The 12,863-nt window shown below is 38.2% G+C and carries 5 protein-coding genes and 1 pseudogene; 5 read left to right on the top strand and 1 reads right to left on the bottom strand.

Annotation, left to right across the window (positions count from 1 at the left end; translation table 11 throughout):
* Positions 1-90 precede the first annotated feature (90 nt).
* Entirely contained in the window at positions 91-1,101 is a 1,011-nt protein-coding gene (locus G525_RS0105940; protein WP_027125337.1) for a 3-oxoacyl-ACP synthase III family protein, read from the bottom strand.
* A gap of 176 nt (positions 1,102-1,277) precedes the next feature.
* On the opposite strand from G525_RS0105940, the pseudogene G525_RS20405 reads away from it, so the two are divergent.
* The 5 genes and pseudogenes from G525_RS20405 to G525_RS0105915 all read left to right on the top strand — a co-directional run bounded on the left by G525_RS20405 (position 1,278) and on the right by G525_RS0105915 (position 12,787).
* Positions 1,278-3,727, top strand: a pseudogene (locus G525_RS20405) (alpha/beta hydrolase family protein).
* Positions 3,728-3,976: 249 nt separating this feature from the next.
* Positions 3,977-5,890, top strand: coding sequence for a molecular chaperone HtpG (gene htpG / locus G525_RS0105930; protein ID WP_027125336.1), 1,914 nt, complete (start codon positions 3,977-3,979; stop codon positions 5,888-5,890).
* Between the two features lie 406 nt (positions 5,891-6,296).
* Positions 6,297-9,749, top strand: a complete 3,453-nt coding sequence (locus tag G525_RS0105925; protein WP_027125335.1) for a pyruvate carboxylase — start codon at positions 6,297-6,299, stop codon at positions 9,747-9,749.
* Positions 9,750-9,810: 61 nt separating this feature from the next.
* Positions 9,811-10,377, top strand: coding sequence for a hypothetical protein (locus G525_RS0105920; protein WP_027125334.1), 567 nt, complete (start codon positions 9,811-9,813; stop codon positions 10,375-10,377).
* Between the two features lie 169 nt (positions 10,378-10,546).
* Positions 10,547-12,787, top strand: a complete 2,241-nt coding sequence (locus tag G525_RS0105915; RefSeq protein WP_027125333.1) for an FUSC family protein — start codon at positions 10,547-10,549, stop codon at positions 12,785-12,787.
* The last annotated feature ends 76 nt before the right edge of the window (positions 12,788-12,863 follow it).

The following is a 12,863-nucleotide window of genomic DNA, read 5'->3' as shown; positions in this document are numbered from 1 at the left end:
TGAAAGAATCTACAACGCCTTTAATACTCGAAATTTGCCTTAGTTAAACTCGAGATTCCTGTCTTCGCAGGAATTTGTTACCATTTTTTGTTACCATTTAATGATCACACTTCCCCATGTAAAGCCACTCCCAAAAGCGGCCAAAACGACCACATCACCTTCTTTTATTTTACCTTCTTCCCATGCCTCAGTAAGCGCAATCGGAATAGAAGCAGCTGTAGTATTACCATACTTTTGAATATTATTGAACACTTGGTCATCTCTAAGTTCGAATTTTTTCTGGATAAACTGCGAAATTCTCAAATTAGCCTGATGGGGAATCAACATATCAATAGCTTCCTTTTTCATATTATTTTTTGCCAGACCTTCCATAATGACTTCACTAAATCTAACCACCGCATTTTTAAATACAAATTGCCCATTCATATGTGGAAAATAGCTTTCGTCATTTGGATCATTATCTTTAAGGATATCATTTACCCAACGTTTTCCCATTCCTGGAGCCACCAATACCAATTCTTCGGCATGCTCTCCTTGAGAATGTAAATGCGTAGAAAGAATTCCTTTAGAATTGTCTTCCTCCCTTGTTAAGATCGCAGCTCCTGCCCCATCACCAAAAATAACGGTAACACCTCGCCCACGCGTTGTTTTATCCAATCCGTGGGAATGTAACTCACTCCCAATAACCAAAATATTTTTATACATTCCAGTTTTTATATATTGATCTGCAACCGAGATTGCATATATAAAGCCTGAGCATTGATTCCGAACATCCAATGAGCCCACGGTCTTTATATCTAAGGCCTGCTGCACCTGAACCCCGGGTCCTGGAAAATACATATCAGGACTTAAGGTTGCAAACACAATAAAATCTATATCATCCTTATCTATTCCTGCACGCTCTATAGCTATTTTGGCAGCTTTGACTCCCATTGCCGAAGTTGTATCTCCATCGTTTTCAATTGCCCAGCGACGCTCCTTTATGCCTGTACGCTCTTGGATCCATTCGTCATTAGTATCCATCATTTTAGAAAGATCGTCGTTTGTCACCACATTATCAGGAACATAATGCCCTAATCCAATTATTTTGGAATTATACATAAGTCAATTTATTAATTATTAAAAAGTCTTGCAATTTAAACAATATTCGCAGTATTCATAAAAATACAGATTTTAAATACCATATTGCCAAAATCACAATCCATTTTAACATTAATTTGAGGCTACCTCTATGGCGTTTTGAGTATTTTTAACTTTTTAACTAAAATCGTATTATAATGAAAGCATTATTACTGAATTTCTTCTTTCTGCTGTCCTTGATCAGTTTTGGACAAGTCAATTTATCTTATCAAAAACCTGATCAGAGCATCCTGAATCTTGCAGAGGCACCAATGGCACCCCGCATTAGTATGGATCGCAACGGTGAAAACATTCTTTTTCTTTATAGAAGCAATTATAAAACCATTGATGAACTTTCAGAAACCGAAATGCGTCTTGGTGGATTGCGTATTAATCCGGTAACAAATATTGGTAGCAGGACTACGTACTATACCGATTTTAAAATCAGAAAAGGAAGGAATGGCGATCCTAAAGATATTTCTGGAATGCCAGAAAATGGGCGTCTTGCTTATTTGTCATGGTCACCTAATCAAAATTTTGCTGCTTTTACAAATACCACATCTAAGGGTGTTGAATTATGGTATATAGATATCAATACTGCTCAAGCAAAAAAATTAACAGAAGACAACCTCAACGCCAACATGGGCAGGCCATATACGTGGTCTAAGGGCAGTGATTACTTATTGGTCCAAACGCTTCCATCCTCAAAAAAGCAATTAATTGATCCAAAAAAATCCGTTCCCGAAGGCCCTACAATCTCTGTAAGTGAAGCTGGTGTCAAAGCTCAAAATAGAACTTACCAGGATTTACTGAAAAACCCCAACGACGAATATAATTTTGAACAATTGGCATTATCTGATATCCAAAAAATAGATCTCAACGGGAAATCCAGCAATTGGAAATCAACGGATATTTACGAGAGTATCAATTTCTCTCCTGATGGAAACTATGTGATGGTCACCACCATAAACAAACCTTTTTCTTATTTAGTTCCCTATAGCAGATTTCCATCGACCACAACTATTTATGATGCCAATGCCAACTTGGTAAAAAAAATATTGGAAGTGCCGCTTATCGAAGATTTACCTCAAGGGTTTATGGCTGTACGTACAGGAATGCGTAATTTAAGCTGGCGTAATGACCAGCCTGCAACCTTAGTATGGACCGAAGCTTTAGACGAAGGAGATCCTGCTAAGGAAGTAGCATTTAGAGATGAAGTGTTTCAACTAAAAGCACCCTTTACAGCTAAGAAACAATCCCTTTTAAAAACAAAAGATCGTTTTGCCGGAATTCGTTGGGGGAACGACAACACGGCCATTGCTTATGACAGATGGTGGAACAGCAGAAATACAAGAACGTATTTGTTTGACCCTTCCAACGCAAATAAGGCTCCAAAAGTGCTTTCGGACAGAAACTATCAAGATGTCTATAGTGATCCAGGAAATTTCGTTACCACATTAAATGCTTATGATGAATCTGTTTGGATCTCAATGATGGAAAAGCCTATTTAATTGGTGATGGTTTTAGTGCCGATGGGCAATTCCCTTTTATAGATGAAATAAATCTTAAATCGCAAAAGACCGAACGCTTATACCAATCGAAATTAACCGATAAAGTTGAGAATATCGCCTTTGCCTTAGATGCAAAAGCAGGAGAGTTTGTGGTTCAGATTGAATCTAAAAATGAATATCCAAATTATTATATCAGAAACATCAAAAAGCGTATTGGCCTACAACCTTTGACGCAGTTTGAGAATCCATTTAAGAGCATACAGGATGTCCATAAAGAAGTGATTACCTACAAACGTGATGACGGATTGCCACTCACAGGAACTTTGTATTTGCCTACCGATTATAAAAAAGGTGAAAAATATCCGATGATCATGTGGGCCTATCCGCGTGAATATAAAGACAAAAACAGCGCCGGTCAAAACACCTCCAACTCCAATGAATTTACGTATCCATCTTACGGCTCACCTTTATTTTGGGTTGCCAGAGGTTATGTGGTATTGGATGATGCTGCGTTCCCGATTGTAGGAGAGGGTGATGATCAGCCCAACGATACTTTTGTCAAACAATTGGTAGGCAATGCCAAGGCAGCCATTGATGCTGTTGATGCCATGGGCTATATTGATCGCGATCGCGTTGCGGTTGGCGGACATTCTTATGGGGCGTTTATGACGGCAAATTTACTATCACATTCCAATTTATTTGCTGCAGGTATCGCCAGAAGTGGGGCATATAATAGAACTTTGACACCTTTTGGGTTTCAAAGTGAAGAGCGCAACTATTGGGAAGCTCCAGATGTTTACAACACGATGTCGCCTTTTATGAATGCCAACACTATGAAGACACCTTTATTATTGATTCACGGTGAAGCTGATAACAACTCAGGAACTTATCCAATGCAAAGTGAGCGTTATTTCAACGCCTTAAAAGGATTGGGAGCACCTGTTAGATTGGTCATGCTACCTAACGAAAGTCATGGCTATAGCGCCAAGGAATCCATTTTGCACATGCTCTGGGAACAAGACCAATGGTTGGAAACCTATGTGAAGAATAAAAAGAACGACGAATCGATTCAAAAGAGAGAGCAGATTAAGGATTAAAGAAATAACAGATTGATGATTTGAACAGTGATGAGGGATCAGGGAATTGTAAAATGACAGTTCAATGTCACTACCTGATAACCGAGAACTGAAAACTAAAAACTGAGAAAAGCCATTCTGCAAAAGTATGGCTTTTCTTATGCCATCTTGTCACGAAAGTTGAATTGGCATTTTTGTTGACTAGTACAATGAAACAAACTAAAGTTCAATCGGTTTCCTATTTTAATGGGAACATTTAATAAATTAAATATGACAAAAGGAAATATTAATGTTTCGGTAGAGAATATCTTTCCACTGATAAAGAAGTTCTTGTACAGTGATCACGAAATATTTTTACGTGAGTTGATCAGTAATGCTACAGATGCTACGTTAAAATTAAAGCATTTAACCAATATTGGCGAAGCAAAAGTAGAATATGGTAACCCCCAAATCGAAGTCAAAATCGATAAAGAGGGTAAAAAACTGCACATCATCGACGAAGGAATTGGAATGACTGCTGAAGAAGTTGAAAAATACATCAACCAAATCGCTTTTTCAGGAGCTGAGGAGTTCTTAGACAAATATAAAGATGCTGGAAAAGATTCTGGTATCATCGGTCATTTTGGGTTAGGTTTTTATTCCGCTTTTATGGTGGCAGAGAAAGTTGAACTCATTACTAAATCCTATAAAGAAGATACAGAAGGCGCACGTTGGACTTGTGATGGTTCTCCAGAATTTACATTAGAACCAGATCCTAAAACGGAACGCGGTACAGAAATCATTCTTCATATTGCAGAAGATTCTACGGAGTTTTTAGAAGAATCTAAAATCCGTGAACTATTGACCAAGTACAATAAGTTCATGCCTATTCCAATCAAATTTGGAACTAAGGAAGTTAATGATCCAGACCACAAACCAGAGACCAAAAAAGATAAAGACGGTAAAGAAACTACTGAACCTCAAAAGAAAATAACAGTTGATAATATCATCAACAATCCTAATCCAGCATGGACCAAACAACCTACTGAATTAGAAGATAAGGACTACAATTCTTTTTACAGGGAAATGTATCCAATGCAATTTGAAGAGCCGTTATTCCATATCCATTTGAATGTGGATTATCCGTTCAATTTAACCGGAATTTTATATTTCCCTAAAATGACGGGTGATTTGAATATCCAAAAGGATAAAATTCAATTGTATCAAAATCAGGTATTTGTCACGGATAATGTTGAAGGCATCGTTCCTGAGTTCTTGACCATGTTAAGAGGGGTGATTGATTCTCCAGATATTCCATTGAACGTTTCACGTAGTTATTTGCAAGCAGACGGTAATGTGAAGAAAATTTCTTCATATATCACACGTAAAGTAGCGGATAAATTGAAATCATTGTTCAATGAGAATCGTGGGGATTTTGAGAAAAAATGGAATGACATCAAAATTGTGATTGAATACGGAATGCTTTCAGAAGATAAATTCTTTGATAAAGCAGAGGCATTTGCGCTATATCCAACGGTTGACGGTAAATATTATACCTATCAAGAATTGTTTGACAAAATCAAGGATAACCAAACGGATAAAGATGGCAAACTAGTCATTTTATATGCTTCTAACGAAGATGCACAACACAGTTATACTGAAGCTGCGAAAGCAAAAGGATATGAAGTGTTGTTATTGGATTCGCCAATTATCAGTCACTTGATGCAGAAAATGGAATCTACTAAGGAGAACATCACCTTTGCACGTGTGGATGCTGATCATGTTGACAATTTGATCAAGAAAGATGACACTAAAATTTCAAAACTGTCCGAGGAGCAACAAACCGAATTGGAAACGATTTTGAAAGAAGCAATTCCTTCTGAGAAGTTTATGGTCCAACTGGAGGCTATGGATAGCGATGCGTCACCATTCATCATCACCCAACCAGAGTTTATGCGTCGTATGAAAGAGATGCAAGCAACTGGCGGTGGCGGTATGTTTGGGATGGGCAATATGCCAGAAATGTATAACTTGGTGGTCAATACCAATTCGGAATTGGTAAGTGAAATTCTAAGCACTAAAACCAAGAAAAAACAAGAGCGATTGATTTCTCAAAGTTTAGATTTAGCACGTCTTTCTCAAGGCTTGTTGAAAGGAAAAGAACTGAGCGAATTCATCAAGCGTTCTTATGACATGATAAAATAAAGTACCATAATGCTGGTCATTGCGAGGCGCCTTTATGTGCGACAATGCAATTTAAAGTTCAAAATGATAAAACCATCCCGTCAAAAGCGGGATGGTTTTTTTATGAAAATTAGTCATGTTTTATAGATTAAAAGCGTTGACCACAGGATGTATCCTTCACGAAAATCTCCTAATCTCAAATATATCAAACAGCCAATCTGCTTTAATTTTTAAGCCTACTTTTTGTTTTTAAATAATTTAAAAATTATCTTCGAACGAATCGTTGAATACAAGTGGATAAAAATCTCATTATCAAGACAGAGCTCTTCATTCTAAAACTCAGAATTTCGTGACAGAAAACTGACAAGTAAGCTTATAGATTCGGTATTTTTAGACATCCAAAATCATTACAAAACATAGATACACCATGAAGATACAAAAGGTACTTATTGCCAACAGAGGAGAAATAGCCATACGTGTCATGCGGGCCTGTACAGAATTGAATATTGCTACTGTCGCACTCTACACCTATGAAGACCGCTATTCCCAACATCGCAATAAGGCCGATGAATCGTATCAAATTGGAGAAGACAATCAACCGTTGAAACCATATTTGAATATGGATGAAATCATTGAGTTGGCAAAGTCTAAAAATGTGGATGCCATTCATCCAGGGTATGGTTTTCTGTCTGAAAACTCAGAATTTGCCAGAAGGTGTGCAAAAAACGGAATTATTTTCATCGGTCCAGATCCGGAAGTCATGGATGCTTTGGGCGACAAGATCACAGCAAAGAAAATTGCCGTAAAATGTAAAGTTCCCATCATTGAAAGCAACAAAAAGAAGTTATCAAATTTAAAAATTGCTTTATCAGAAGCACATAGTATAGGGTATCCCTTAATGCTGAAAGCTGCTTCGGGTGGTGGCGGACGCGGGATGCGCATCATCAGAAAAGACGAAGATCTGGAGCAGAATTTCGATTCTGCCCGAAACGAAGCACTCAACTCGTTTGGCGATGACACGATGTTTCTCGAAAAATACGTGGAAGACCCAAAACATATTGAAGTACAGATTGTAGCCGATAATCACGGGAATATTCGTCATTTGTTCGAGAGGGATTGTTCGGTACAGCGCCGTCATCAAAAAGTAGTAGAGATTGCTCCTTCACATAATGTTTCTGATAAAGTCAAACAGGAACTTTACAAATACGCCGTAGATATTGCCACAGAAGTTAATTATAACAATATTGGAACGGTAGAGTTTTTGGTCGATAAAGAAGATAATGTCTTTTTTATTGAAGTCAATCCACGGATTCAAGTAGAGCATACGGTTACAGAAATGGTAACGGGAATCGATTTGGTCAAAACTCAAATTTTCATTGCTGGAGGCTATAAGCTTTCAGACCAACAAATTAAGATCTACGAACAAGAAACTTTAAAAACGTATGGTTTTGCTTTACAATGCCGATTGACCACTGAAGATCCTGGCAATAATTTCACTCCAGATTACGGCACCATCACCACCTACCGAAGTGCCTCAGGAATGGGCATCCGTTTGGATGCGGGAAGTATTTATCAAGGCTATAGTGTCAGCCCCTTTTTTGATTCGATGCTGGTAAAAGTCTCTGCCCACGGAAGAACTTTAGATGGCGCCGTGCGTAAAATGGTGCGTGCCTTAAAGGAATTCCGCATTAGAGGTGTCAACACCAACATTCACTTTTTACAAAATGTGATTCTGCACGACACTTTTAAAGAAGGGAAAGTCACCGTCAATTTCATCCAAAATACGCCTTCCTTATTTAAAATTAAATTACCACAGGACAGAACGACTAAAGTGACGCAGTTCTTGGCAGAAGTGATTGTCAACGGAAATTCTGATGTAAAGTATAAAGATGAGAATAAAGTCTTTAGAAACCCCAAAGTCCCAAAATATAGCCTCTCGGCCCCACATCCAAAGGGCACAAAAGACATGCTCACGGAAATGGGACCGGAAAAATTCTGCGAATGGCTCAAAAACGATACTAAAATCCACTATACCGATACGACCATGCGCGATGCGCATCAATCTTTATTGGCTACACGAATGCGAACTTTTGATATGATGAAAGTTGCTGAGAGTTTCTCCAAAAATCATCCCAACACCTTCAGCATGGAAGTTTGGGGGGGCGCCACTTTTGACGTCTGCTTACGCTTTTTACATGAAAGTCCCTGGACACGTCTTCGCGAACTACGAAAAGTAGTCCCTAATATTTTATTCCAGATGTTATTGCGTGGCAGTAATGGCGTAGGGTACAAAGCCTATCCTGATAATTTGATTCAAAAATTTGTAGAAAAATCCTGGGAAAATGGCGTTGATATTTTTAGAATATTTGATTCACTCAATTGGGTAAAAGCTATGGAGCCAAGCATTAATTATGTCAGAAACGGAACTGGCGGAATTGCGCAAGCTGCCATCAGCTATACAGGAAATATTTTGGACGTTAATGAAACCAAATACACGCTCCAATATTACACACAATTAGCTAAAGACCTAGAAAATGCTGGCGCGCACATGATTGCCATTAAAGATATGGCGGGCTTATTAAAACCTTATGCCGCAACGGAATTGGTAGCTGCGCTGAAGGACACCGTTAAGCTTCCGATCCATTTACATACGCATGACACGTCTTCCTTGCAGACAGCAACTTACCTCAAAGCCATTGAGGCTGGTGTTGACGTGGTTGATGTGGCATTGGGTGGTTTATCCGGATTGACCTCCCAACCAAATTTTAATGCCGTGGTTGAGATGATGAAAGGGCAACCCAGAGCGCACGACTTTGATATGACAACCTTAAACCAATTCTCAAATTATTGGGAAGACACGCGTGAGTTCTATTACCCTTTTGAATCAGGATTAAAGGCGGGAACAGCAGAGGTCTTTCAACATGAGATTCCTGGTGGCCAATATTCCAATTTACGTCCGCAGGCCATTGCCTTGGGATTGGGCGATCGGTTTGATGAGGTAAAAAGAATGTACGCCAAAGTAAATACTATGTTCGGGAATCTGATAAAAGTAACGCCGAGTTCCAAAGTAGTGGGCGATATGGCCATCTTTATGGTTACCAATAATCTTACCCCGGAAGATGTCATGGAACGTGGAGAGGGAATCTCATTTCCCGAATCCGTAATCAATTTTTTTAAAGGCGATTTAGGTCAACCAACCGGTGGTTTTCCAAAGAAATTACAAAAAATCATTTTAAGAAATCAAAAGTCCTATACCGATAGACCGAACGCACATTTGGAGCCTATCGATTTTGATGCGGAATATGAGGCCTTCAAAAAGAAATTTCAGAAAGGCTTTACCCGAGCCATTGAAATTGAAGATTTCTTGTCCTATACCTTATATCCGAAAGTTTTTGAACAGGCCCATGAGAATTATAAACTCTATGGCAATTTGAGCTTAGTGCCTACAAAAAACTTCTTTTATGGCATGAAGCAGCGTGAAGAAATCCTAATAGAACTGGAACCGGGCAAAACAATTATTGTCAGGTTGCTTTCTGTAGGCGTTCCGAATGAAGACGGTGTCAGGATCGTTTTCTTTAAAGTGAATGGTGAAAACCGCTTGGTTGAAGTTTTGGATAGATCTCTCAATATTAAAAAAGAAACCCACGAAAAAATAGACCCAACAAATACCAGTCACATTGGAGCACCTTTACAAGGTTCTTTATACAAAGTATTGGTTAAACGCGGTCAAAAAGTAAAAGAGAATGATCCTTTGTTCATTATTGAAGCAATGAAAATGGAAACCACAGTTACCGCAGTTAAAGCGGGCGAGGTGAAATCCATCACCCTTAAAGAAGGCACGATGGTGATTCAGGATGATTTGATTTTGACCGTGGAATGATTACGCCTTTGGGTAATTTATAGGGATTGGCAACTTACAAATAAATACATATCTTGGATCCATGAAAAAATTACTCTTTATTTTATTGGCAGTACCGCTCCAGTTCCTGGCGCAGGAGGTTCCTGGATCCGTTAAATTTTGGGACACCTTAAAAAATCACTGTGGAAAAGCTTATGAAGGTGCAATTATTGCTGGAGGAAAAGCTGGCGATGGTTTTACAGGGGAAAAATTAGTAATGCATGTTAGAAGTTGTGAAAACAATATTCTAAGAATTCCATTTTTTGTAGGCGATGACAAATCTAGAACCTGGGTACTTACTATGGGAGAAGACCATTTAATTCTTTTAAAACACGACCATAGAAAGATGGATGGCAGTGATGATGACGTTACGCAATACGGTGGCCTGAGTCCAAATACTGGACGTCCAGACATTCAGTTTTTTCCGGCGGATCAATTTACCGCCAACTTATTGGATCATGCCGCCAACAACGTATGGTGGATAACTGTTGATGATAGTTCATTTACTTACAATCTTCGAAGAATAGGTACAGACCGATTGTTTTCAGTGAAATTTGATCTCACAAAGGAAGTAGATACACCAGGTGTACCTTGGGGAAGTGAGGATTAACATAGATGAGATTAATCTCGTCTCTCAAATTATAATATTTATAACCACTTCTCAAGACGGAGTGGTTTTTTTATATCTGAAAAATTCAAACGGGTAACATTAAAATAACCTTACCTTGGAAATAATAGCAAATCAATTAGTTTACCTTTGCAGACAATTGTAATGATTTTTGAAGGCACTCCTAACAACCATAGAGATATTCATAAAAAGCGCCCACTTTTATAGAGGCGTAAGACTCACATTTGCGGCGGTAACCCCTTTAGCTGTATTAGGGTATTTTGGCTATTTTGAATATGCTCCCGCCATTACCATGGGTGCTTTTTTAAATGCTCCCGGAGACATCCCAGGAAGTTTGAAACGTAAGGTTAATGCCATATTAATAAGCATTGCCTTAACCATGTTGGTAACTACTACCATTCTATTTTGTAAACCTTATCTCGTCCTATTAATTGCAGCGCTTGCTGTCTTTTCATTTACCATTTCCTTAATTTCCATTTATGGATTTCGGGCATCGATGGTCTCCTTTTCAGGCCTATTAGCCATGGTATTGGCCTTTGCCATCCAGAAAGATACCGCTTTTGATATTCTCGTGCACGTCATACTGATGGGTTGTGGCGGACTTTGGTATTTGCTCATTTCCATTGTATTTAGAATAATTTCACCAAAAAAAGATGAAATTCAATTCCTATCGGATACCTTGTCCCTTATTGGAGACTATTTAAAATTAAGAGCACGCTTGCTTACAAAAAAGTCAAAGCGTCAAGAGCTCATACAACAAGCTTTTATTCTTCAAACTCAGATCAATGAAAAGCATGAAACCTTAAGAGAATTACTGCTGTTGGAACGGAAACGTACAGGACGTTCACATTACGACGAAAAACATTTATTGATTTTTATTTCATCAGTCAATATTTTCGAACTTATTGAAGCCAAACATTTAAATTACGATGATATAGATCGTTTGTTTAGCGATAAAAAATACTTAAAAGCTTCCAAAAAACTCAATAAAATAATGGGCAATGATTTGATCCACTTATCAGACTTACTCATTCAAAATGACAAAACATCAGATAACGACCAATTATTAAATGCATTGTCCAAAACCAAAGAGAACATAGCCACATATGTTAATGACATTCAATTGCCAAAAGCTCGAGAAGGCGCTCTGCTTCTCCGAAACCTCTATGACTACCAAGAACAGATACTTGATGAAATCAACGCCATTCGGCGTGTAATGGCCAATGTTAAAGATGCTTCCAAAGTATCTTTAAAAAGACAGAACACAAGTCAGTTTTTAACACTACAAGAGTATCGATTAAACGTCATTACCCAAAATTTCAGCTTAAATTCGACTATGTTTAGACATGCTTTACGGTTTACTGTGGCTATAATTTTCGCTTTTATACTAGGAACCGTTTTAGACATCAGAAATACGTACTGGATTCTCTTGACCATCATTGTCATTATGCGCCCTAATTACGGCCTGACCAAAGACCGCTCCAAAGATCGAATTATTGGGACGCTTATTGGAGCTGCCGTTGCCATTGCCATTGTGTTATTAACCCAAAATGTGGTTGTGTATGCTATTTTGGCCATCATTTCCTTAACCTTAGCATTTGCATTGGTACAACAAAATTATAAATCGTCCGCTGCGCTGATTACCATCAATATTGTTTTTGTGTATTCACTTATCAACCCTGATGCGTTTCAAGTAATCCAATATCGTGTCATTGATACGATTATAGGAGCGAGCATTGCGGTTGTTGCCAATTACAGCTTATGGCCAAGTTGGGAAGCTTTGAATTTAAAGAATGTGCTTGTCGATGCTTTGGACAAAAACAGAAAATATCTATTGGCGACCCAAATGCTATATTATGATAAAAACGAGAACGAACTTGCTTATAAATTGGCACGAAAAGAAGCGTTTTTGGCCATTAGTAATCTTAATGCTGCCTTCCAAAGGCTGACCCAAGATCCAAAATCTAAACAAATTGAGTTTCAATTAATATATGATATGGTGACTTTAAATCAAACTATGGTGTCTGCCATTGCCTCTATTGGAAGCTTTATTATAAATCATAAAACCACCCCGGCATCAAAAGAATTCAATGCCTTGACATTAAGAATAGCCAATACGCTTGAAGCGTCTTGCTCCATCCTCGATAATAGCCAGGCCGAATGCGAGACCGTTACCATTGATATTGAAAAGGCCCAGGAAAAGTTGATGGAAACCTACCATAGTTTATCAAGACTAAGAGACGAAAACATCCAAAAAGGTCATACGGAATTAGATACTGAAACACTCCACAATCTTCAGGAAGCTTATTTAATTGCCAGTCAACTAATCTGGCTAAAAACCCTTTCGGACAATCTTAGAAAAGCAACTTTAAAGTATCGTCAGGTTATCTAAAGATTTTCCCTATAAAAAAAGCCTCTTCAACATTAAGAAGTGGCTTTTTGCACGAGCATCTCCTTATATATAAAAA

The organism is Gelidibacter mesophilus DSM 14095 (assembly GCF_000423005.1).
Classification (GTDB): Bacteria; Bacteroidota; Bacteroidia; order Flavobacteriales; family Flavobacteriaceae; genus Gelidibacter; species Gelidibacter mesophilus.
The sequence above is the reverse complement of the archived record's forward strand: the minus strand, read 5'-3'. Positions and strand labels throughout refer to the sequence as shown.

What these genes read in the sequence shown, in the direction of transcription:
- G525_RS0105940 (WP_027125337.1), bottom strand. Translation starts at nt 1,101, where the DNA reads ATGTATAATTCCAAAATAATTGGATTAGGGCATTATGTTCCTGATAAT.
- htpG (WP_027125336.1), top strand. Translation starts at nt 3,977, where the DNA reads ATGACAAAAGGAAATATTAATGTTTCGGTAGAGAATATCTTTCCACTG.
- G525_RS0105925 (WP_027125335.1), top strand. Translation starts at nt 6,297, where the DNA reads ATGAAGATACAAAAGGTACTTATTGCCAACAGAGGAGAAATAGCCATA.
- G525_RS0105920 (WP_027125334.1), top strand. Translation starts at nt 9,811, where the DNA reads ATGAAAAAATTACTCTTTATTTTATTGGCAGTACCGCTCCAGTTCCTG.